The sequence below is a fragment of the Pseudomonadota bacterium genome, assembly GCA_034660915.1.
Classification (GTDB): Bacteria; Desulfobacterota; Anaeroferrophillalia; order Anaeroferrophillales; family Anaeroferrophillaceae; genus DQWO01.
The window spans coordinates 20956-43679 of record JAYEKE010000032.1; the positions used below are offsets into that span (position 1 = coordinate 20956).

Below are 22724 nucleotides of genomic sequence, written 5' to 3' on the forward strand. Positions count from 1 at the left end.
TGGTGACACATGCGATAGTTGATGCAAAATTAATGGTGCCGTGGTTGTTTGGATAATCGGGCGACAAAACTTTTTTTTCTGCTCAAGATATGATACCTTCGCGAAAAGTTGTAAAATCAATAGTACCGTAAAAGCTTCATTTTCGAGGCGGCCAAAACCGCTATGAGCCAAGCCGGAACATCCCGCAATATATCCCCGGCAATGCAACTTAGGAAGTTGAATATAGCACCTATGATACTGGTAGTTGTGAATCAGCCGATTTACAAGCAATTACATCGGTGATTTTTTCTGAAATCACGATGAAATTAATTACAGGCAATCTCAAATGAATCAATGCATGAAAAATATTGCTTCACTGGAAAGATGGACCATAGAAAATTCAGTGGATTTATACGGAATCCGCAACTGGGGGGGTGGGTATTTTGATATATCCGCAAAAGGAGAGATCATTATCAAGTCCAAAGGGAGCGAACCGGCCAATGCCATCAGCTTGATGGATATCATCTCCGGGATTGAGGACCGGGGGCTGGGTATGCCGGTCCTCCTGCGATTGGGAAATATTCTCCAGTCACAGATTTCTCTGCTTCATGAAAGCTTCAAATCTGCCATCGAAGATTTTGGCTACAAAGGGGATTACCGGGGCGTTTATCCTCTTAAAGTGAACCAGCAGCAGCAGGTGGTTGAGGAAGTGACTCATTTTGGCTCCATTTATCATCATGGCCTGGAAGTCGGCAGCAAAGCCGAATTAATTGCCGCCATATCATTGTTGAAAGATACAGAAGCCTGCCTGATATGCAACGGATACAAGGATGAAGAATTCATTGATCTGGGACTTTACGCCCGGAAAATGGGTTTTAATTGTTTCTTTGTCATTGAAATCCCCAGTGAGCTTCCGTTGATTCTTGATCGTGCCGCCAAGTTGGACATTAAGCCCCTGCTCGGTCTTAGGAGCAAACTCTCAACCCGTGCCGGCGGTCACTGGACGGAATCCGGTGGTGACCGGAGCATTTTCGGTCTAAACATGACCCAGATTATCGAAACCGTGGAGTACCTGAAAGAACGGGGTATGATCGATTGCCTTCAGCTCCTGCATTATCATCTGGGATCTCAAATTCCCAATATACGTGATATCCGCTCTGCGGTTGCTGAAGCCTGTCGGGTTTACGTCGGTCTTGTTGATGAGGGTGCGCCAATGGGTTATCTGGATCTCGGCGGCGGTCTGGCGGTGGATTATGACGGTTCCCACACCAATTTTACGAGCAGCCGCAATTATTCTTTGGAGGAATACTGCGCGGACATTATCGAAATCATCATGGGGATTTTTGATGAGCGGGATATTTCCCATCCTACCATTATCACGGAATCCGGCCGGGTAACGGTTGCGTATTATTCCGTACTGTTATTTAATATCATTGATGTAAGCAGCTTTGAACCATTGCCGGTTCCTGAAAAGCTTGATGAAGACAGCCATGAAATGATCAGCAACCTGATGGAGGTCCTTAATTTAATCAATCTCAAAAATCTGCAGGAATGTTATAATGATGCGCTCTACTATCGGGATGAAATCCGGCAGCTTTTTAAACACGGCAATATTTCCCTTCGTGAACGGGCAATGGGCGAAAATATCTTTTGGCATGTATTAAAAAAAATCGCTGCGGACGTGAAAAAACTGAAAAGGATTCCCACCGAGCTGGAAGGCATTGAAGACGTACTGGCGGATATATATTATGGAAATTTTAGTATTTTCCAGTCTCTGCCGGACGCATGGGCAATTGATCACCTGTTTCCTGTTATGCCGGTTCACCGGCTGAATGAAACTCCCGGCAGAAATGCGATATTGGCGGATATTACCTGCGACTGTGACGGGAAAATCGATAAATTCATCGATACCCATGGTGTCAAAAAATCTTTACTGCTTCATGCCTTGAAACCGGATGAGAATTATTATCTGGGAGTCTTCCTCGTGGGTGCCTACCAGGAAACCCTGGGTGACCTCCACAATCTTTTAGGGGATACGAATATTGTCAGCATTGAGATAAAAAAAGATGGGGGTTTTAAGTTTATCCGGGAAATCGAGGGCGACTCTGTCGCAGATGTGTTGTCCATTGTTGAATATGATACCAAAGCCATTGTGGTAAATTTTCGAGAAGCGGCTGAAAGGGCTGTCCGCAAAGGACTCATCACACCACAGGAACGTCAGCAAATTATGAAAGCCTATCAGGCAGGTCTTCGCGGGTATACTTATATTGAAAGCTAGGGAGTGCTCATTTGGAAACGTTCATTTCCTGATGAATGCATTCAGTGATCAGCAGTCAGCATTCAGTAAAATATCGCAAAAACAAGTGGTTAAGCTGATAGCTAACAGCCCATCCGGGAATATTAGTTTCCGGATGGAAGCTAGGGAGTAAATTATGTCACGAGTATTAATTATCGGTGCTGGGGGGGTCGGTCAGGTGGTCACGCACAAATGCTCCCAGGTTCCGGAAGTTTTTTCAAATATCTGCCTGGCCAGCCGAACCATTGAAAAAGGTGAAAAGATTGCGTCTCAGCTGTCACGACCCATTGAAACCGCGCAAATTGATGCGGACAATGTACCGGAACTGGTTGGTCTGCTCAAAAGATTTAAGCCGGATCTGGTGATCAATGTGGCTCTTCCTTACCAGGACCTTCATATCATGGACGCCTGTCTTGAAACTGGCGTAAACTACTTGGATACTGCCAATTACGAACCGCCGGATGAGGCCCGGTTCTGTTATCGATGGCAATGGGACTACCATAACCGCTTCAAGGATCGCGGCATTATGGCGCTGCTCGGCAGCGGATTCGATCCTGGAGTTACCAACGTATTCTGTGCCTGGGCGGATCAAAATCATTTTGATGAGATTTTTGAAATTGATATTATTGACTGCAATGCCGGTGACCACGGCCAGCCATTTGCAACCAATTTCAACCCGGAAATCAATATTCGAGAAGTCTCAGCCAAGGGCAGATATTATGAATCCGGGAATTGGGTGGAAACCGAACCGCTTTCGGTTGCAAAAGAATTTGATTTCCCCGAAGGCATAGGTCCCCGTAAAATTTATCTGATGTATCACGAAGAGCTGGAATCCATTGTTAAACATATTCCTGGTATCCAGCAGGCCCGGTTCTGGATGACATTTTCGGCCAATTATCTAAAGTACCTTGAAGTGCTTAAAAACGTTGGTATGACCAGGATTGATCCAGTACTTTACGAGGGCCGTGAAATCATTCCCCTGCAGTTTTTAAAGGTGCTGCTGCCGGACCCTGGATCTCTGGGCCCGTTAACTCACGGCAGAACCTGCATCGGCTGTTTTATCAAGGGCAAAAAAGACGGAAAAGACAAACAATACTATATTTACAACATCTGCGATCACCAGAAATGTTATGAGGAAGTTCAATCCCAGGCTATATCCTATACCACTGGGGTTCCGGCAATGATCGGCGCCATGATGATGCTTACCGGCAAGTGGCATGGAAAAGGCGTATTCAACATGGAACAGTTCGATCCCGCGCCGTTTATGGAAAAACTCAATATTTACGGACTGCCATGGACCGAAATTATTCTCTAGAGCTGGATTTGGAACAGGTCCCCACCCCCTGTTTTGTGCTGGATGAGGCCGCCTTAAAAAGGAATCTAAAAATCCTGGCATTGGTTCAGGACCGCACCGGATGCCGTATTCTTTTGGCTCTTAAAGGGTTTGCCATGTTCTCCGCGTTTCCCTTGATCCGGGAAACGTTAAAAGGGATCTGTGCCAGTTCCCCTCATGAAGCCAGGTTGGGCCGGGAAGAATTTAACCGTGAAGTGCACACCTTTGCGGCTGCCTACAGCGAGGAAGATTTTCGCCGGATACTGTTGCTTTCAGACCATATCATCTTTAATTCTTTTAATCAGTGGTACCGGTTCAAACCCATGATCAGGGAAGCCGGCCGTGATATTTCCTGTGGCATCCGGGTCAATCCAGCACATTCCGAAGTGCAGATCCCGATTTATGATCCGTGTGCGCCCTGCTCGCGCTTAGGTGTTGTAAGTGAACAATTTGAGGGGCAATCCCTTGATGGTATATCCGGACTGCATTTTCATACCCTGTGCGAAAAAAATGCCGATGCTCTTGAACGCACCCTGGCAGTGTTTGAAGACAAATTCAAACAATATATTCCTGAAATGGAATGGATCAATTTCGGCGGCGGCCACCTCATCACCCGCAAAGACTATTGTGTCGATATGCTCTGTGATCTGATTTTAAACTTCAAGGAAAAATATCAAGTGGATGTTTATCTGGAGCCAGGAGAAGCCGTGGCTTTGAACGCCGGTGTGCTGGTGGCTTCCGTGCTGGATATTGTAAAAAATTATATGAATATCGCCATTTTAGACACATCCGCGGCCACCCATATGCCGGATGTTCTGGAAATGCCGTACCGGCCGGAAATCATAAATGCCGGGCAGCCGGAAGAAAAAACATATACCTATCGCCTGGCCGGTCTTTCCTGCCTGGCCGGCGATATCATCGGTGATTACTCTTTTGATAAACCGCTGCAGGTCGGGTCAAAATTGATATTTTGCGATATGGCCCATTATTCCATGGTTAAAACCAACACTTTTAATGGCCTCAAGCTTCCGTCCATCGCGATTTACAAAGCCGATACCGATGACTTTACTGTCATCCGGCGGTTCGGATATGATGAATTTAAGCGCCGACTCTCATAGGAGCAAATGTGGCTAAAACGCGAAAAATACCGCATTTTCTGGCTTCCGAAATATCCTTACCGGCTCCTGGAAACGCGCTTTTCCATATAATCCCGGTGCCTTATGAAAAAAGTGTTTCCTATGGAACCGGTACCGCCCAAGGGCCGGCGGCTATCCTGGAAAGCTCGCAACAGCTTGAGCTTTTTGATGGTACTGGCATTCCGGCCGAGCATGGTATTTATACCCATTCGCCCATCGACTGCAAAGACAGCGCTGAAATTGTGCTGCATAAGATAGCAGATATTGTCTCAGAGGTATTAGATCTTGAAAAATTTCCTGTACTGCTCGGTGGCGAGCACACGATTAGTGCCGGGGCTTTTACCGCCATCAAAAAAAACTGCGACGACATCGGAATTGTTCAGTTTGATGCCCATGCTGACCTGCGCGACACTTATGAAGGAACGACCAACAGCCATGCCTGCGTGATGCACCGGGCTCTGGACATGAATATCCCTGTTTTTCAGATCGGTGTGCGCAGCCTTTCATATGATGAACATTTGCTCAGAGAAAAACTTAATATCGGCCACCTTGATGCGGCAATCATAAATAAGTTCGGTATACCAGATTCTATTCTACCGCCGGATTTCCCGGACAAGATTTACCTTACTTTTGACGTGGACGCTTTTGATCCATCTATTATGCCGGCCACGGGGACCCCGGAACCCGGGGGGCTGAACTGGTATCAGACCTTCCAGATGCTTGAATCCATAATTACCGGCCGCAATATAATCGGACTTGATGTAGTAGAACTGGCGCCCATTGACGGCATGCACGCACCGGATTTCAGTATGGCCCGCTTTATTTACAACCTGTTTGGTGCCATGGTCAGAAAATAAAAGGAGATAATCTTTCACAGAGAAAAACAAATACAAAAATTAAATGCTTGGAAACGGAGAATTTATGAATGAAGCAGATCAACCGGAATATAAATTAAAACTAAGAAAATTAACGTTCGATGATTATCCCAACATTAAACAGATTATGGATCGTGTATATTCGGGGTTGGGTGGGGCCTGGGAACCGGAAGAATATCGCAGGCTAATCGAGTATTTTCCTGAAGGACAAATCTGTATCGAGGATAAAGGCAGGGTTGTGGCCGCGGCCCTTGCCATCCTGGTCAATTCGGAAGAATTTGAGAACCGCCGGCATACCTATGAAGATCTTGTAGATGGCGGCAAAATGACAGGTCATGATCCGCAGGGGAATGCTTTGTACGGGGTGGACCTCTTTGTTGACCCTGATTATCGAGGCATGCGGTTGGGCCGGCGTCTGTATAATGCCCGCAAGGAATTGTGCGAAACGCTGAATTTGAAAAGCATTATCTTCGGCGGCCGGATTCCTGGTTACGGTAAATATTCCGATTCCATGACCCCTTCTGACTACATTAAAAAAGTCAAAACCAACGAAATATATGATCAGGTTTTGTCTTTTCAGCTTTCTAATGATTTTCACTTTAAAAAGATATTAAAAAATTACATTCCTGAAGATTCCCTGTCAGATTCCTACGGGGTGTTGATGGAGTGGAATAATATTTATTATGAAAAAAGACAGAAGCTTTTCGGTGGCAGAAAATCATACCCGCGTATCGGGGTGGTGCAATGGCAGATGCGGCCGTTTAACAACACTGATGATTTTCTGCAGCAGGTGGAATTTTTTGTTGATGCCATGGCCGGTTATAAATGTGATCTGGTTTTATTTCCTGAGTTGCTCAATGCGCCGATTTTGAAAAATTTCAACCAGGAAAATCCGGCCGAGGCCATGCGATCCCTGGCTGAATATACAGATGACATTCGCGCCGCTTTTGTCAATCTGGCCATTACCTACAATATCAATATTATCGCGGGTAGTATGCCTCAGATACAAGATGATTCTCTGTATAATGTTTCGTATCTATGCCGGCGGGATGGTACCAGTGACGCGCAGTACAAGCTGCACATCACGCCTGATGAATCCCAATACTGGGGGTTGAAGGGCGGAGATATGCTGCGGATATTTGATACCGACATCGGTAAAATTGGTGTCCTCATCTGCTACGACGTCGAGTTTCCGGAACTTGCGAGACATCTTGCGGACAAGGGAATGACCATGCTGTTCGTACCATACTGGACGGATACCAAAAATGCCTATCTCCGGGTCCGGCGATGCGCCCAGTCGCGGGCCATCGAAAATGAATGTTATGTGGCGATTTCCGGCAGTGTCGGAAATTTGCCAAAGGTTGAAAATATGGATATTCAGTATTCGCAGTCAGCGGTGTTTACCCCGTCTGATTTTGCTTTTCCGCATGATGCCATTGCTGCTGAAGCGACACCCAACACCGAAATGACGTTGATGGTGGACCTGGATCTTGATTTACTGAAAGAATTGCGTCAGCAGGGCAGCGTTCGAAATCTTGAAAGCCGCAGAAAAGAGTTATATGAGATTGTTTGGAAGCTGGAGGAAGCGGGAGAAGGATAGCCATTCTGTTCATGGCCGGCTGCCGATAAAAACCTTTCCGGAAAAAATAGTTGACCTATGGGATTTATTTGTTATATTTGCATATATATTAAAGTATTTAATTCATGGTTCCCTCAAGAGGATAAACAGGATTGTTTCAACCTTGCCGGTGGGTGAGACTCCGGGGGGCGATAGTAAAATCACTTTTCGTAATTGTAAGAGGTCTTTTCATGGTTAATAACAGCGAGGTATCAGCGGTGAAAAAACCGACTACCGGTATTGATATCTTTCGAATTCATGCCGCCTTTTGCACTATTTTTTCATCGCCTATTCGTTTGCAGCTGATGGACTTTCTGGGAAGTGGTGAAAAAACGGTTACCGAACTGGCGGCAGAATTGAATGTTTCGCTGGCAAATGTATCTCAGCACTTGCGCTTGATGCGTAGCCAGGGAGCGGTGGATACCCGGCGTGACGGAAGAACCATTTATTATCGGATTGCCAATCAAAAATTTTTGCGGGGGATTCAGACCGTACGGGAAGGCCTACTGGAAGAATTTAAAAAAAAGGGGGCATTGTAAAATGAAAATTTGTCTAAAGTTAATTGTCGCTATGGTTCTGGTATTCGTTTTCAGCCTGCCTGTCGGCAGACACGGCCTGCCATGCCCGGCTGCTTACGGGGTGGCGCCAGAGAAAGAGGCGGTCACCGGCAAAAAAATTATGGTCCAACCGACTGCGGATCATCGGAAATTCAAGCAGCTAAAAGAGGGGTTTAACCGGGGACCGGAGGTTACCAAAGCCTGCCTTACCTGTCATACCGAGGCGGCCAAACAGGTTCATGATACCATCCATTGGACCTGGAGCAAGAACAAAAAAGGGCAGTTAAATAAAATGGGGAAAGCCTATACCCTCAACAGCTTCTGAATTACCCCGATTTCTAACTGGTGCAGGTGCACCAGCTGTCACGCTGGTTATGGCTGGAAGGATGAAAATTTTGATTTTACTTCTGAAGTCAATGTCGATTGTCTCGTTTGTCATGATAGCACCGGAACTTACAAAAAATTTCCAACTGATTGCGGCCATCCGGCCTATGAAGAAAAAAAGTTCGGAAAAAAGATTTTTAAGCCGGTAAAGTTAGCTGAGGTTGCTCAGAATGTGGGTTTGCCCAGCCGGAAAAATTGTGGTGTCTGTCATTTCTATGGCGGGGGAACCGATGGAGTGAAACATGGTGATCTGGATTCATCCCTGTTCAGCCCCGATAAAAAGCTGGATGTCCATATGGCTGTCAAGGGTCCCAATTTTTCCTGTACGACTTGTCATACAACCGTGAATCACCATATAGTCGGCCGGTATTACTCTGATCCGGCCCCGGTGGTCCATGAACTGGCGTTGCCAAAAGATTATGGTAACCGTATTTCCTGTGAATCCTGTCACAGCCCTTCGCCCCATAAAGACAGTAAACTCAATGACCATACCGACAAAGTTGCCTGCCAGGCCTGCCATATTCCCCGCTATGCCCGGGGAGGGGTATATACCAAGATGTGGTGGGATTGGTCTACCGCCGGTCAGTTTGATGAAAATGGTAAGATGATTGTCAAACGGGCAGCCAACGGAACCATAGCTTATCATACCAAGAAAGGCGATATGAGCTGGGCCAAAGATGTAAAGCCCGACTATGCCTGGTATAATGGCAAGATGGATTATCTCAGCCTGGCGGATACCTTTGATGATCGTCAGCCGGTATCCCTGAACCGGCTTGAAGGCAGTTATGATGATCCAAAATCCCGGATTTTCCCCTTTAAGATATATCGGGGTAAACAGGTCTATGATCCCGCCGCAAAAACGCTGGTGATTCCCAAGCTTTTCGGCAAGAAGGGCAGCGGGGCTTACTGGGCCGAATATGACTGGGATAAAGCGGTTGTCGCCGGCATGCGGGAAGCCGGGGAACCATACAGCGGCAAAATCGGGTTTGTGGAAACCAAAATGTTCTGGCCCATCACCCATATGGTGGCCCCAAAGGAAGAATCCCTCACGTGTGATGAATGTCACCGCCGTAATGGTCGCCTGGCCGCTTTGGCCGGTTTCTACCTGCCGGGACGGGATAAATCGGATTGGCTGGATACCCTTGGTTGGATTATGATCCTGCTGACTCTGGTCGGAACGATTATCCATGCGGTGATAAGGATATATAGCCGGAATAAGCAGAAAAAGGAGCAGATAAAATGAAGATGAAAATTCAAATGTACGCGCGTTTTGAAAGGCTCTGGCACTGGCTGCAGGCTTTCCTGGTCATCATGCTGTTGATAACCGGCTTTGAAATTCACGGATCGCTGAAACTGCTGGGGTTTGCTAAAGCGCACCAGGTCCATCTTTTCTGCGGCTGGGCTTTACTTATCCTCACTATCTTTGCCATCTTCTGGCATGCGACCACCGGGGAGTGGAAACAATATATTCCCACCTTAAAAAATCTGGATACAATAGCCAGATACTATGTCTGCGATATTTTCAAGGGAGAGCCTCATCCTCATTGCAAAACCAGGGAGCAGAAGCTGAATCCTCTGCAACGGCTTTCCTACCTGGCTTTGAAAATTTTTATCATGCCGCTGCAACTGCTCAGTGGTCTTTGGTATTACTACTATAATCAATGGCCGGCTTTCGGTTTAAGCGGCAACCTTGAGACCGCGGCTGTGGTACATACCGCGGCTGCATTCATGGTTTTAGCTTTCCTTGTTATTCACACCTATTTATCAACCACGGGCGGTACCGTTCTATCCTATACCAAGGCCATGCTGACTGGCTGGGAGGAAGCTGAGGACTGAAAAATACCAAAGGTCTACGGTTGCTGTGAAAATATATTTTTGGCCGGTGGTGATTTTGGCGATTTGCTGAAAGAGCTGCCGGCTTTTTTGTTTTACCTAAGTTAAGCGATTAGCTGTTAACTATCAGCGTTTAGCCCTGAAAAATAAAGGCGTTACGTTAATGAGAAATAACACCCAACGGGTGAAAGTTTGTAAGTAAATATTCGACTTTGTCTATAGATTGACAAATTTTTATTATTTCTCACAGAGACACGGAGTCACAGAGGGCAAATGACTCGGGTTCTCTGTGACTTTGTGCCTCTGTGAGAGTATTTTTATCTTTTCTGAAAACGTAGTCGAATGTTTACGTTTGTAATAGTAAAACATCCTGTAATCATTAAACTAATAGCTAACCGCTAAAGGCTAATCGCTCAGTTTAGGTTTTAGTAATATGTCAACTGTATGAGTTATGAAAACAGCTTGAAAAAATTTGTTTTTAAGGATGTTCCGGCATGGCTCTCGCTCATTCTCGCTGCACATCGTGTGCAGCTCCGAGGTGCCCGCCGCGAATCACCGTCGTGGTGATTCGTTCGGCGGTCAATGCCGCCTGCCTGTCGGCAGACACGGCTGTGAGCCAAGCCCAAATATCCTGATAATGTCTCCTGGCAACACAAGTCAGAAAGTTGAGGTGATATCCTTAATATGGAGAGATTGTCATTGCGGAATAACCCCTCGATGTTATATAGTTCGTGTTCATCCGGAAACATCAGTTTCCGGATGGAAACTAGTTCCACTGAACTCGATATGGGGACAGAATTTAATTCTGTCCCATTGCGAAGCAGGGCGAAACTCAGATGGAGGTTTTGACAGTTATGGACGAACAAGGAATGCAGATAGCGCAGGAATCTATCAATACCATCCGGATGCTGGCAGTTGATGCCATCCAGAAAGCTAATTCCGGTCATCCGGGAATGCCCATGGGAGCGGCGCCCATGGCGTATGTCCTCTGGCAGCAATTTCTCAATCATAATCCGGCAAACCCGAAATGGCCTAATCGTGACCGTTTTATCCTTTCGGCCGGCCATGGCTCCATGTTGCTTTATGCCCTGCTGCATCTGAGTGGCTATGATATTTCCCTGGATGATTTGGAGAATTTCCGCCAATGGGGCAGCAAAACCCCCGGCCATCCGGAATTCGGCCATACCCCCGGAGTGGAAATGACCACCGGCCCCCTGGGGCAGGGATTGGCTTCCGGAGTAGGCATGGCGATGGCCGAGCGACATCTGGCCAGCCGGTTTAACCGGCCGGGATTTCCCCTGGTTGATCATTCTACTTATGTTATTGTTGGTGACGGTGATTTAATGGAGGGGATTTCCCATGAAACCGCGTCTCTGGCCGGAACCCTGAAACTGGGAAAGCTTATTTGTCTCTACGATGACAACCATATCTCCATTGAAGGCAGCACCGAGCTGGCGTTTACCGAGGATCGGGTGACCCGCTTTAATGCCTATGGCTGGCAGACCCTGGTGGTGGAAGACGGTAATGATCTGGAAGCTATTGCCGCCGCCATCCGGAGCGCCCATGATGATGACCGTCGACCATCTCTGATTGCCATCCGCACCCATATAGGCTATGGCAGTCCCCATAAACAGGATACCGCCAGTGCTCACGGTGAACCTCTGGGGATTGATGAAATCAAATTGACCAGGGAAAACCTTGCTTGGCCTTTCGATCGGACATTCTATGTGCCGGAAGAGGTGCGAAAACATTTCCCGCGGGCCTGCCGGCAGGGAGCAGAAAAAGAGCAGGCCTGGCATCAGCTGCTGGATCAGTATGGAAAAGAATATCCGGATCTAGCCGGACAGTGGGAATCGATGGCAAACAGGGATCTTCCGGCAGATTGGGAAAACAATCTTCCCGATTTTCCGGTTGACGTCAAAGGCATGGCCACCCGGGCTGCTTCCGGCAAGGTTATTAACTCCCTGGCTCCCAGCATGCCGGCGCTCTTTGGGGGGTCTGCCGATCTTGCGCCTTCCAATAAGACCACGATCAGTAACTCTGCCGATTTTGCCGCCGGTCAGTATGATGGCCGCAATATTCATTTCGGGGTCAGGGAACATGGAATGGGGGCGATGTTGAACGGTATGTCCCTGCATGGCGGCACCATCCCCTATGGCGGCACTTTTCTGGTTTTTTCCGACTATATGAAACCGGCAATTCGCCTGGCCGCGATGATGGCCCGGCAGGTTATCTATGTTTTCACCCATGACAGTATTGGCTTGGGTGAGGATGGCCCCACCCATCAGCCCATCGAACATCTGGCCGCATTGAGAGCCATTCCCGGGTTAACGGTTATCCGGCCGGCCGATGCCAATGAAACGGCGGCGGCCTGGCAAGTTGCTTTACAGCAGCGAAGCGGTCCTACGGCCCTGATCCTGACCCGGCAGAATGTGCCAACCATGTCACTGGAGCGGAATTTTGTTTATGAGGGTGTTGCCCGGGGTGCCTATATTGTCAGTGGTCCGGCTACCGACCAGACGGAGATTATTCTTCTGGCAACCGGTTCGGAAGTTTCCCTGGCCCTGGAGGCCGGTAAATTACTTGGGCAGCAGGGTATTTCTTCCCGGGTGATCAGTATACCCTCCTGGGAATTGTTTGATCAACAACCGGCGGCCTATCGTGAAAGTATTCTGCCATCATCAATTCCAATCCGAGTTAGCATTGAAGCCGGCGCAACCCAGGGTTGGCATCGTTATGTGGGGGATAAAGGGATCGCCATTGGTATCGATCATTTCGGCGCTTCAGCACCTTACCAGGTACTTTATAAAGAATTTGGCCTGACTGCCGACCAGATTGTTAAGAAAGTACTGGCGGCACGCTTCCAAGTAACTTAACGCTAAGTTATTGAATTTATTAGACCCAGCTTTTTGCATGATTTGACCAATTTTACCGGTAAATTTAGGTTTCTTTGTAACTGTTCAGTCAATTTGTTTAATTTTCTCGCAAAGCCGCAAAGACCGCGAAGAGTTCAACTTGCCATATCGTCAGTCATTTTTCTTTGCGCTCTTTGCGTCTTGAATGAGCAAAGCGAACGGGCGCGAGACAAAAAAATTACGCTGAATGATTACGTTTCTTTATGATAAACTGCTGCCGAAGGCAGTGTGAAACGCTAATTTAATGGTCTCTTCCTGGAGGGTGGACTTATGAGTACCCAGCTTAACCAGCAGTTAACTTTTCTCGGTTCTTATAATGATCGGGTGGTCGCGAGATTGGAAACCTGGGAAAATGCCAGGTTCTCCGAGCGTTTGTGGCAGCATGATGGAACTCTCTGGATTTCTGATCCGAATCTGGCGGCCGCGACGCCGGAACTGGCTGATCGCTTGGGCTGGCTTGATTTACCTGAATCCATGGCGGCTGAAGCCGGAGAACTGGCCGATTTTGCCGCGGAAATCAGGGCCGCCGGTGTGACTGACGTTGTGCTTCTGGGCATGGGGGGCAGCAGCCTGGCGCCAGAAGTTCTGATGACGATTTTTGCTAATGTTCCCGGATTTCCCGTCCTGCGGGTATTGGACAGCACCCATCCGGATGTTATCAGCGTCCTGGACAGTTCCATTGACTTGGCAAAAACCCTTTTTCTGGTATCCAGTAAATCCGGCGGGACCATCGAAACCCTCTCTTTTTATAAATATTTTTTCCATCGGGTAGCCGGAGAGTTGAGAAATCCCGGCGACCATTTTGTTGCCATTACTGATCCTGGTTCCAAGTTAGAGCTGATGGCCCGGGAACAGCAGTTTCGCCGGATTTTCTCTTCACCAGCTGATGTGGGTGGTCGTTATTCGGTGCTGACTTATTTCGGCCTGTTGCCGGCAGCCCTGATCGGAATTGATCTGGCAGAATTTCTCAAGCAGGCGGCACAAATGGAGGCGGCCACCGGTCCCGGGGTGCCGGCAGCTGAAAACCCGGCGCTAGTTCTGGGGGCGGTTCTGGGTGAGCTGGCCCTGGCTGGTCGCAACAAAGTGGTGTTTCTTTCAACGCCAAAACTGGAACATTTCGGGGTCTGGATTGAACAGCTGGTGGCGGAAAGTACCGGCAAGCTCGGCCGGGGTATTCTGCCGGTGGTCGGTGAACCGCTGTTGACGCCGGCTGCTTATGGCCAGGATTGCTGTTTTGTTTCCCTGCAATTGGCCGGCGATCTGCCGTTATCCCTGGAGTCAGGGATTGAAAAATTGAAGGCTGCAGGGTTCCCGGTAGTTGTCATAAATATAGAACGGATTATGGATCTCGCCCAGGAGTTTTATCGCTGGGAAGTGGCCACGGCGGCCGCCGGTGCCGTACTGGAAATCAATCCGTTCAATCAGCCCAATGTTGAAGCGGCAAAGATAAAAGCCCGGGAACTGATGGAGACCAGCAAAAGGACGGGGGAATTGCCGGTTTCCACGCCGCTGATCCAGGATGGCCAACTGACGTTATCCGGGCAGCCGTTGCCGCAACCGTCCCGATCAAGCAGTGAATATCTGCAGCAATTTTTACAGTTGGTTAAACCCGGTGATTACCTGGTGCTCATGGCATACCTGCCCATGAGGAAGAAAAATGATGTACTGTTGCAACGGTTGCGGCTGCTACTCAGGCAGCGCTGTCGGGTGGTAACGACCCTTGGCTATGGCCCCAGATTTCTCCATTCGACCGGACAGCTCCATAAAGGGGACGATAACCAGGGCGTTTTTCTCCAGCTTACGGCTGATCCTGATCAGGATATTCCTATTCCTGGTGAACCTTACAGCTTTGGAACCCTCATCGCCGCCCAGGCCCAGGGAGATTTTCAGGCGTTGGTGGAAAATGGTCGTCGCCTGTTGCGGATACACCTTAGCGGTTCTCTGGAAGGCGGGCTGAACCGTCTGATTTCACTGGTGGAAGCCGGCTGATGGCTGATTTTATCCTGGCTGGTGACATCGGTGGGACTAAAACCCGTCTGGGGATATTTGCCAGAGGTAAAACCAACAGACCTCTGCTGCGCTACAAAGCAACCTATAGCAGCAGTAAATTCGAGGGGCTGGAAGAGATTATTGCTGATTTCCTCGGCCGGCACCGGATTTCCATTGGGGCTGTTTGTCTTGGTGTTGCCGGGGCGGTGGTCAAAGGGAGGGTCAAGGCCACTAACCTGCCATGGAAGGTATCCGAAGATAGTTTTTCCCGAATATTCAGTTGGCCGCGGATCAGGTTGGTGAACGATCTGGTGGCGACCGCCTACGCGGTGCCGTTATTGCGTAAAAATGAGCTGTTTCCTTTGCAGCGCGGTTCGGGTTGGCCTGGTCTTAATATTGGTCTTATGGCTCCCGGGACCGGTCTGGGGACCGCACTTTTAATTGCTTGTGACGGCAACTATGTGCCGGTGTCATCCGAAGGTGGTCATGTGGGGTTTGCCCCGCAGGAAGATGATGACCTTGAGTTGTGGCAGGCCCTGGCGGAGCAGTACGGCCATGTGAGTCTGGAACGATTAATTTCCGGACCCGGTCTGTATAATATCTATTGCTGGTTGCGGGATAGCGGTCGTTATGATGAACCGGCATGGTTGGCGGAACAACTGAATCCGGAGAATGCCCCCCGGCTCATTGCCGAGCAGGGATTGAAAGAAGTTGTCCCCCTTTGCAGTGCCGCTCTGGAAAAGTTTATAGCGATTATGGGAGCCGCGGCGGGTGATTTGGCTCTTGTTGGCATGACCCATGGCGGCCTTTTCCTGGGTGGTGGTATCCCGCCAAAAATCCTGGCCAAACTTCGTGAACCACGTTTTATTGAAGCTTTCAACGACAAAGGGCGTTTAAGCGATATTATGCCCCGTTTTCCGGTATCGGTCATTCTCAATGACCAGGCTGCCCTGCTGGGGGCGGCCCATTGCGCTTTTACAAATTTGGTGACCTGATTCCTGTTTTTTAATAGCTACCTAAATTAAGCGATTAGTGTCTTACTCCTGAAAGTCTGTCCAAAAAAACAAGAAATTGTTAAGTGCTTCACGGGTTCTTTGCCGTTAGGCAAAGGTTCCGATGAAGAAACTTATGCAAGGCTCGGGAACACATTCAGGATGTTCGGGCTTGGCTCATAGCCTGTCTGCCGACAGGCAGGCAGTATTGGCCGCCGAACGAATCACACGAGGTGATTCGCGGCGGACGCCCGGGGACATTGCTTTAGCGGTGTCCCCCATAGCCGGCCTGTCTGCGTGCGGCACGCACAGGCAGGCCATGGACGGCCGGCGAGAATGAGCGAGAGCCATGCCGGAACATCCTGATACCTTAATTTGGGATGCGGGCGTAGTTTGCATTAGGTTCGTATAGTTAAATTCCCCGCACAGACAACCTGGTTTCGTCCATTCTCCTTAGCCTGCAGGAGGGCTTGGTCGGCGGTCTTGATCAGTTGTTCAGGTCCGGTTGTCCCCTTCTTTCCTGACATCTCCGGCAACAAGGCGGCCACCCCGATGGAGATAGTTATTTTGTTTATTTTTCTGTCGGGCAGTTCGAAATTATGTCCGGCAATATTTTTTCTGATGCGTTCAGCAATTTCCCGGCCGGCACTGCAGGTTGTATGGGGAAGCAGGACCACAAACTCCTCACCGCCATAACGGGCAAAGATATCGCTTCGGCGCAGGTGGGAATTGATGATGCCGGCAATTTTTTGCAGGACCTGGTCTCCGGTTTGATGCCCGAGTTGATCATTGATATTTTTAAAGTGATCAAGATCAAAAAACAAACAGGTTAACGGTTGGCCATAGCGGTGAGTTCTGGAAACCTCATCAGCGATCCGGCGGTCAAAAAATCTACGGTTAAAAATTCCGGTTAAAGGGTCTGTCAAAGCCACTCTTTTCAGTCGCTCATGGTTCAGGGTGTTTTCCAGGCACATGGAAACAACTGAGCCCAGATGGGTGAGGAAGTCGGTATGTCCATCATCCGTATAGCGTGTTGGCAGAAAACTGCCGAGGTTGAGACTGCCGATCATTACTTCCCGTCTTTTTAAGGGCAGTAAAGCGACCGACGCCGGCTTCTGGGAATATCCGGGGAACAGGATGTGATGTTGCTGGTCTTGATAAGGTCCCAACAAGGGTCCCATGGGGGTGGGGAACAGCTGTTTGATAATTTCCGGGTCAGGGAGAAAAATAAGCTCTCTGTAGTTACTGCCGGGGGGCTCAACGTTTCTGATCAAAAGTTGCAGTTCATTTTTTTGATCAGTCAGGGCCAGAGATATACAGTCAAGCTTGAAAATAGAACGGTAATCATTAATAAGCAGGGAAAAGAGCTCAGCAAAAGATTCGGCGCCAATCAGGCGAAGTTCAAGTTTATCAAACCGCTGCTTTTTTTCCTCATTTTTATTGGCCTGCTGCAGTAAGTTCTGCATCTGCTGTCGTAACCGTTGATTCTCTTTGAGGATATTGCTGGTCATAGCAGTAGAACCGTTGGCCTTATGTTTTTCGGTTGTAATGAGAGTTGGGGAAGAGATACCTGTTTTGTTGCTGTAGAATGTGGTAAAAGTTCATGCATGAAAGATACCATGACCGTAGGGGTGGCCCCCTGTGGCCACCCTGATAATGGGCAACCCCCTGTGGTTGCCCATTATCAGGGTAGTTGCAAAATCGTTATTATGTTGTGAAAAGTGAATTAAAATTCAGGAAGGATGTTGTGAGCCAGCATGCAGCCTTTAATCCTCTTTATTTTTCAGCATAGTGATAATATCCTCTTCCTTGGGGAAAATTCCGGTAGCCTTTTTCGAATAAATCAGCTGGTCATCGACGGTAACTTCAAAACCCCCGCCACCGGATTTGAGTAACTGCACAGTGCTTCCTGTGAAACCCTAAATTTTTTCCGCCAGCCTGGCGGCTCGTGCCCGATAGTTTCACTCTCCACAGTATTCGATTGTAATGTGCATGGCTTCCTCCAGAGATTTAAGACAGCCTTCACCATTAATGGACGGTATCTTCCAATCCTTTACTGATGATTTCCTTGATATAATCAAGCAGAGATTTATGTTCCTTATATGGCACTTTAAGGTTTTCCTGATGTAAATCAGAACCAATCGGTTCTTCCCCATTGCGCAGCAAAACCCAGCCGCGCTCATTGTAGCTGAGAACCAGCTCTTCTTCCAGGGTATAGCGTTTAACATTCTGGTTTTCCATGGTATGCCTCCTTTTCTAAGAACAGTTTATAGCAAACCTGTGCTGAGCTATTAGCGGTTAGCCATTAGCAATTAGCTTTTAAAAATCAGGGATTTACGTTGATTAGCAAGTAAGCATTTGACTTTGTTTATAAATTGGTAAATTCTTGGACCTAATATCAGTCAATTTTTTTAATTCTCGCGCCAAGCCGCAAAGACCGCGAAGAGTTCAATTTGCTATATCGTCTGTCGTTTTTCATTGCGCCTTTGCGTCTTGAGTGAGTGAAGCGAACGGGGGCGAGACAAAAAAATTAGGCTGACGCGGAGTCACAGAGAGCAAATAACTGGTTTTTCTATACCTCTGTGAAAGTATTATTGCTTTTTTGAAAACGTGCCCGAATATTTACATTAGCAACAACATCCAACGGATGAAGGTTGGCGATATTAAACATATTGTAATTATTGAGCTAACAGCTAACTGCTGAAAGCTAATCGCTTAATTTAGTCAAATATTATAGCGGGCGGCGATCGGCATCCGCCGTCCCATGCCGAAAGCCTTGCTGGTGATTTTCAGCCCCGGAGCCGCCTGCCGTCGTTTGTATTCGTTGCGTCTTACCGCCCGGGCAACCCATTGAACATTTTCCGGCTCAAATCCTTCAGCGATGATGTCAGCCGCAGATAATCCCTGATCTATAATATATGCCAATACCTGGTCAAGAATATCATAGGGCGGCAGGGTATCCTGATCTTTCTGGTCAGGCCGTAATTCAGCCGAAGGAGCTTTGCTGATAATCTCCCGGGGAATAATCTCCCGGGATTCATTAAGCTGTTCGGCCAGTTGGTATACTAAAGTTTTTGGCAGGTCCGAAATAACCCCCAGCCCGCCGCACATGTCGCCGTAAAGGGTGCAGTAGCCTACGGCCAGTTCACTTTTGTTGCCGGTGGTCAGCAGCAGATGACCGAACTTGTTGGACAGGGCCATCAGCAGGGTCCCCCTGATGCGCGCCTGGAGGTTTTCTTCAGTGACATCAGCAGCCCGGTCGGCAAATAAAGGGGAGAGTGAATTCAAATAGCTTTCATAGAGTTTTCTAATGGGTATGAGGTCAAACCTGATGCCCAGGTTTTCAGCCAGTTTCCCGGCATCACTGATGCTGCCGGCGGAAGAATAGGGAGAGGGCATGCCGATTCCCCAGACGTTTTTCCGCCCCAGGGCTTCCACGGCCAGACAGCAGACCAGGGCCGAATCAATGCCGCCTGAAAGCCCGACAATGGCCTGTCGGAACCCGCATTTTCGACAATAATCCTTTACTCCGAGAACCAGGGCCTGGTGAATTTTTTTCAGTTCATCATCGGCTGTCGATGATGATGCCACAGCGCTGCTGCCAGCCGCAATTTCCGCCAGGTTAACGCATTTTACCTCCTCAGCGAAGCCCCCGGCGGCCATGGTTACTTCACCGGCCCTGTTAACCGTAAAACTATGGCCGTCAAAGATCAGTTCATCATTACCCCCCACCTGGTTGACCAGAATGAAAGGCAGCTGGTGCTTCCGGGCATGGTAACGAATGATCTCATGGCGCAGCCGGTCTTTGCCCACCTGATAGGGTGAAGCGGAAATGTTAATCATCAGGGTTGCCCGCTGTTTTGCCAGCAGGTCAATGGGGTCCAGGGCATACGATGGGGATTCCTGTATTTCCGGGTCGTTCCAGGCATCTTCACAGATAGAAATTCCCAGCCGTTCGCCCTTGAATTCATAAATCAGCACTTCCGTTGCGGGGATAAAATAGCGGCGCTCATCAAAAACGTCATAAACCGGCAGCAGAGATTTTTTCTGGGTAAAGAGAACCTTCCCGTTTTGCAGTAGTACGGCAGCATTGAAAAGCTTCGGCCTTCCGGCATCCAGCTCCCGGACGACGGTGCCCAGCAGCAGGCCCATGTCAGGGAAGCTTTTGGAAAACAGGCAGATTTTCTCCAGGCCTTTTTCGGCTTCGCTGATGAATGCCGGACGATCAAGCAGATCCCGGGGTGGATAGCCGGTAAGATAAAGTTCCGGGAACACTGTCAAATCCGGCTGCTCAAAAATCAGCTTTTCCAATACCTGTTTCAGCCGGGCAATGTTTCCCTCAATATCCCCCACTATTGGATTGAGCTGGGCAATGGCAATATTCATTGGCTTAGAAAAGGGCCGGTTGGCTGGCCTGTTCAATGGCCGGGAAAGTGATGGGATAATTACCGGTAAAACAGGCGTCACAGAAACAATCCTGGCCGCTAATTACCTGTTTCAATCCGTTGCTGCTGATGTATCCGAGGCTGTCGGCGGTAATGTATTTCCGGATATCCTCCACCGTATGGCTGGAGGCGATAAGCTCATTTCTGGTTGGGGTGTCGATCCCGTAATAGCAGGGATAGTCGGTAGGTGGGGAACTGATGCGCACATGGACTTCTCGGGCGCCGGCAGCGCGGATCATTTTAATGATCTTCCTGGATGTGGTTCCCCGGACGATGGAGTCATCTATGACCACCACCCGTTTATCCTTAATGACGCTTTTTATGGCATTCAGCTTTATCTTGACGCCGAAGTGGCGGATGGAATTCTGGGGTTCAATAAATGTTCTGCCCACATAATGATTCCTGATCAGTCCCAGTTCCCAGGGAATACCGCTTTCCTTGGCATAACCCAGAGCCGCCGGGGTGCCGGAATCAGGAATTGGAATGACCATATCCGCTTTTACCGGGTGCTCTCTTGCCAGCTGGCGACCCAGGCGGATACGGACATCATAGACCGTTTCCCCGAACATGATACTGTCGGGGCGGGCAAAATAAATATATTCAAAAATACAGTGGGCCATTTTTTTGGCGGGAAAGGGGAAGTAGGATTTGATCCCCTTTTTTGAAATGGCCAGAATTTCTCCCGGTTCAATCTCGCGGATAAATTCCGCTTCCAGCAGATCAAAGGCACAGGTTTCCGAGGCGACAATGTAGCTGTCTTTCAGCTTTCCCAGAACCAATGGACGTACAGCCCGTGGATCCCGGGCGGCAATCAATTGGTTTTCATTCATGAACAGGAGAGAATAAGCTCCTTTTACCTGCTTCAGAGAATCAGCAATCCGTCCTATAAGTTCTGACTCCCGGGAACAGGCAATCAGATGCATGATGACTTCGGAATCCATCGAGGACTGGAATATGGAGCCATTATTGACCAGCTCACGCTTAATCTCCTCGGCATTTACCAGGTTGCCGTTATGGGCAATAGCAAGGGTGCCGAGGGAGAAGTTGATCATGAACGGCTGGACATTTTCCATACTGCTTGACCCGGTGGTGGAGTAGCGAACATGACCAATTGCCAGGGTGCCGGAAAGTTTTGCTATGTTTTCTTCAGAAAAAATGTCAGCAACCAGTCCCATGCCTTTATGAATGGTATACTGTTCACCGTCTGTGGCAATGATGCCGGCGCTTTCCTGCCCCCGGTGCTGCATGGCATAAAGTCCCAGATAGGCCAGATTGCTGGCCTCAGGATGGTTGGAAATCCCGATAATACCACACATTTTATCTTCCCTTGGAATGAGAAAAAAGGACCAGTCAGGCTGAAAAACAAGAAGCGCTAAGATGGGCTTTATAACAGTATTGACGATGCAATTCAACTATTAAAGGTGCAGGGTATAAGGTGCAGGGTGCAGGGTTTAGTAGTAACTTATTCCTGAAAACCTGTCAAAAAAAAACAAGAAATTCTTTTTAACCACCCATTCGCTACGCTCACTGGAGAACACGAAGAACACGAAGAAAAAAAGATTGCATCTTTGTGCTGCCGTGAGTTTTTTATCTTTTTTGGCAATATGAATGATTTCACCATGAAGGCATGAAGTTCATGAAGATTCTTTACAACACAACACTTCATGTCTTCATGGTAAAATAAAATCTGGGTTGTGGGCGTAGCCTGCGTTAGACTATATACAGTCTTGTTTACTTGATTGTTTTTTCTCACGGAGACACAGAGCCACGGAGATAAGTAACAGAAGTTTGGTTTTCCCCGTGTCTTTGTGACTTTGTGAGAGTCATCTCTTTTCCATTAGTAATCGAATATTTAGTGCGGCCGGGCATAGGTCGTATACTCTAGCGGGTGCGAGTCCTGCTCCAGAAGGCTGGCCAGCCACTGGGTAGCGAGTCCTTGGATCGAGGAGAGTAATTTCTGAGATTAAGCGTAGGATAGCAAGACGATAGGCCGTAAGCCGTAAGGTTGAAGGGATTGAGCCTCGTAAGCGAAGATAAGAGCGCATTGCCTCACGTAAAACCATACCTTGATAAAGTACTTGCCTCATGTAAAATGTAACCCAATACTTATTTTAAAAGAATGGGTGGAGGGTGCAAAATGAGGCTGGCAATGAGTTTTAGAACAAGAAGAGAATTATTGATACAAATCATTCCGCGATATCGGGAAGCAACCCGCAATCAGAAAAAAATCATCCTTGATGAATTTGTTGCCTCCACAGGCTATTCAAGGAAATATGCCATTCGGCTATTATCTTCGAAAAAGCATTCAGTTATAAAAGAAATAAAAAGACCTCGCGCCTATTATTATGGTCCGGAAGATCAGTGCAATTGTG

At 48.3% G+C, this 22724-nt stretch carries 19 protein-coding genes; 13 read left to right on the top strand and 6 right to left on the bottom strand.

Annotated features, from left to right (window positions below; genetic code table 11):
- Positions 1-337: 337 nt before the first annotated feature.
- From speA to glk, 13 genes are all read left to right on the top strand, one after another.
- Positions 338-2257 carry a biosynthetic arginine decarboxylase gene (gene speA / locus U9P07_01790; protein ID MEA2108137.1) on the top strand — a complete coding sequence of 640 codons (1920 nt, stop codon included), beginning with the start codon at positions 338-340 and terminating at the stop codon, positions 2255-2257.
- A 154-nt stretch (positions 2258-2411) separates the two neighbouring features.
- Positions 2412-3590 carry a saccharopine dehydrogenase family protein gene (locus U9P07_01795; protein ID MEA2108138.1) on the top strand — a complete coding sequence of 393 codons (1179 nt, stop codon included), beginning with the start codon at positions 2412-2414 and terminating at the stop codon, positions 3588-3590.
- Complete coding sequence (gene nspC, locus U9P07_01800) at positions 3569-4726, top strand: carboxynorspermidine decarboxylase (GenBank protein MEA2108139.1); 1158 nt, start codon at positions 3569-3571, stop codon at positions 4724-4726. The genes U9P07_01795 and nspC overlap by 22 nt, the downstream gene beginning before the upstream one ends.
- An 8-nt stretch (positions 4727-4734) precedes the next feature.
- The gene (speB, locus tag U9P07_01805) at positions 4735-5601 is read left to right on the top strand and encodes an agmatinase (GenBank protein MEA2108140.1); all 867 of its coding nucleotides are present in this window, start codon (positions 4735-4737) and stop codon (positions 5599-5601) included.
- Positions 5602-5665: 64 nt separating this feature from the next.
- Positions 5666-7219 carry a bifunctional GNAT family N-acetyltransferase/carbon-nitrogen hydrolase family protein gene (locus U9P07_01810; protein ID MEA2108141.1) on the top strand — a complete coding sequence of 518 codons (1554 nt, stop codon included), beginning with the start codon at positions 5666-5668 and terminating at the stop codon, positions 7217-7219.
- Between the two features lie 209 nt (positions 7220-7428).
- Positions 7429-7776: a metalloregulator ArsR/SmtB family transcription factor gene (locus U9P07_01815; GenBank protein ID MEA2108142.1), complete on the top strand. Its 348-nt coding sequence runs from the start codon at positions 7429-7431 to the stop codon at positions 7774-7776.
- 1 nt (position 7777) lies between these two features.
- Positions 7778-8119 (top strand): hypothetical protein, encoded by a 342-nt coding sequence (locus U9P07_01820; protein ID MEA2108143.1) that lies wholly within the window; start codon positions 7778-7780, stop codon positions 8117-8119.
- A gap of 9 nt (positions 8120-8128) precedes the next feature.
- Positions 8129-9421 carry a tetrathionate reductase family octaheme c-type cytochrome gene (locus tag U9P07_01825; GenBank protein MEA2108144.1) on the top strand — a complete coding sequence of 431 codons (1293 nt, stop codon included), beginning with the start codon at positions 8129-8131 and terminating at the stop codon, positions 9419-9421.
- Positions 9418-10014, top strand: a complete 597-nt coding sequence (locus U9P07_01830; protein ID MEA2108145.1) for a cytochrome b/b6 domain-containing protein — start codon at positions 9418-9420, stop codon at positions 10012-10014. Before U9P07_01825 ends, U9P07_01830 begins: the two co-directional genes overlap by 4 nt.
- Positions 10015-10505: 491 nt before the next feature.
- Positions 10506-10646, top strand: coding sequence for a hypothetical protein (locus U9P07_01835; GenBank protein ID MEA2108146.1), 141 nt, complete (start codon positions 10506-10508; stop codon positions 10644-10646).
- Positions 10647-10847: 201 nt separating this feature from the next.
- The gene (gene tkt, locus U9P07_01840; GenBank protein ID MEA2108147.1) at positions 10848-12887 is read left to right on the top strand and encodes a transketolase; all 2040 of its coding nucleotides are present in this window, start codon (positions 10848-10850) and stop codon (positions 12885-12887) included.
- A gap of 309 nt (positions 12888-13196) precedes the next feature.
- The gene (locus U9P07_01845; protein MEA2108148.1) at positions 13197-14915 is read left to right on the top strand and encodes a glucose-6-phosphate isomerase; all 1719 of its coding nucleotides are present in this window, start codon (positions 13197-13199) and stop codon (positions 14913-14915) included.
- Positions 14915-15910: a glucokinase gene (gene glk, locus U9P07_01850; protein MEA2108149.1), complete on the top strand. Its 996-nt coding sequence runs from the start codon at positions 14915-14917 to the stop codon at positions 15908-15910. The genes U9P07_01845 and glk overlap by 1 nt, the downstream gene beginning before the upstream one ends.
- A 174-nt stretch (positions 15911-16084) precedes the next feature.
- Here glk and U9P07_01855 read toward each other — a convergent pair whose 3' ends face one another.
- The 6 genes from U9P07_01855 to purF all read right to left on the bottom strand — a co-directional run bounded on the left by U9P07_01855 (position 16085) and on the right by purF (position 21668).
- A complete protein-coding gene (locus U9P07_01855) occupies positions 16085-16258 on the bottom strand; it encodes a hypothetical protein (GenBank protein ID MEA2108150.1) in 174 nt (57 codons plus the stop codon).
- Positions 16259-16305: 47 nt separating this feature from the next.
- Complete coding sequence (locus tag U9P07_01860) at positions 16306-17418, bottom strand: sensor domain-containing diguanylate cyclase (GenBank protein MEA2108151.1); 1113 nt, start codon at positions 17416-17418, stop codon at positions 16306-16308.
- A gap of 255 nt (positions 17419-17673) precedes the next feature.
- Positions 17674-17808 (bottom strand): Rdx family protein, encoded by a 135-nt coding sequence (locus U9P07_01865; GenBank protein ID MEA2108152.1) that lies wholly within the window; start codon positions 17806-17808, stop codon positions 17674-17676.
- A 127-nt stretch (positions 17809-17935) separates the two neighbouring features.
- Entirely contained in the window at positions 17936-18148 is a 213-nt protein-coding gene (locus U9P07_01870) for a hypothetical protein (GenBank protein ID MEA2108153.1), read from the bottom strand.
- 483 nt (positions 18149-18631) lie between these two features.
- A complete protein-coding gene (locus U9P07_01875; protein ID MEA2108154.1) occupies positions 18632-20374 on the bottom strand; it encodes an NAD+ synthase in 1743 nt (580 codons plus the stop codon).
- The gene (purF, locus tag U9P07_01880; protein ID MEA2108155.1) at positions 20298-21668 is read right to left on the bottom strand and encodes an amidophosphoribosyltransferase; all 1371 of its coding nucleotides are present in this window, start codon (positions 21666-21668) and stop codon (positions 20298-20300) included. Before purF ends, U9P07_01875 begins: the two co-directional genes overlap by 77 nt.
- Between the last annotated feature and the right edge of the window lie 1056 nt (positions 21669-22724).

What these genes read in the sequence shown, in the direction of transcription:
- speA (MEA2108137.1), top strand. Translation starts at nt 338, where the DNA reads ATGAAAAATATTGCTTCACTGGAAAGATGGACCATAGAAAATTCAGTG.
- U9P07_01795 (MEA2108138.1), top strand. Translation starts at nt 2,412, where the DNA reads ATGTCACGAGTATTAATTATCGGTGCTGGGGGGGTCGGTCAGGTGGTC.
- nspC (MEA2108139.1), top strand. Translation starts at nt 3,569, where the DNA reads ATGGACCGAAATTATTCTCTAGAGCTGGATTTGGAACAGGTCCCCACC.
- U9P07_01810 (MEA2108141.1), top strand. Translation starts at nt 5,666, where the DNA reads ATGAATGAAGCAGATCAACCGGAATATAAATTAAAACTAAGAAAATTA.
- U9P07_01815 (MEA2108142.1), top strand. Translation starts at nt 7,429, where the DNA reads ATGGTTAATAACAGCGAGGTATCAGCGGTGAAAAAACCGACTACCGGT.
- U9P07_01820 (MEA2108143.1), top strand. Translation starts at nt 7,778, where the DNA reads ATGAAAATTTGTCTAAAGTTAATTGTCGCTATGGTTCTGGTATTCGTT.
- U9P07_01830 (MEA2108145.1), top strand. Translation starts at nt 9,418, where the DNA reads ATGAAGATGAAAATTCAAATGTACGCGCGTTTTGAAAGGCTCTGGCAC.
- U9P07_01835 (MEA2108146.1), top strand. Translation starts at nt 10,506, where the DNA reads ATGGCTCTCGCTCATTCTCGCTGCACATCGTGTGCAGCTCCGAGGTGC.
- tkt (MEA2108147.1), top strand. Translation starts at nt 10,848, where the DNA reads ATGGAGGTTTTGACAGTTATGGACGAACAAGGAATGCAGATAGCGCAG.
- U9P07_01845 (MEA2108148.1), top strand. Translation starts at nt 13,197, where the DNA reads ATGAGTACCCAGCTTAACCAGCAGTTAACTTTTCTCGGTTCTTATAAT.
- glk (MEA2108149.1), top strand. Translation starts at nt 14,915, where the DNA reads ATGGCTGATTTTATCCTGGCTGGTGACATCGGTGGGACTAAAACCCGT.
- U9P07_01855 (MEA2108150.1), bottom strand. Translation starts at nt 16,258, where the DNA reads ATGGCTCTCGCTCATTCTCGCCGGCCGTCCATGGCCTGCCTGTGCGTG.
- U9P07_01860 (MEA2108151.1), bottom strand. Translation starts at nt 17,418, where the DNA reads ATGACCAGCAATATCCTCAAAGAGAATCAACGGTTACGACAGCAGATG.
- U9P07_01870 (MEA2108153.1), bottom strand. Translation starts at nt 18,148, where the DNA reads ATGGAAAACCAGAATGTTAAACGCTATACCCTGGAAGAAGAGCTGGTT.
- purF (MEA2108155.1), bottom strand. Translation starts at nt 21,668, where the DNA reads ATGTGTGGTATTATCGGGATTTCCAACCATCCTGAGGCCAGCAATCTG.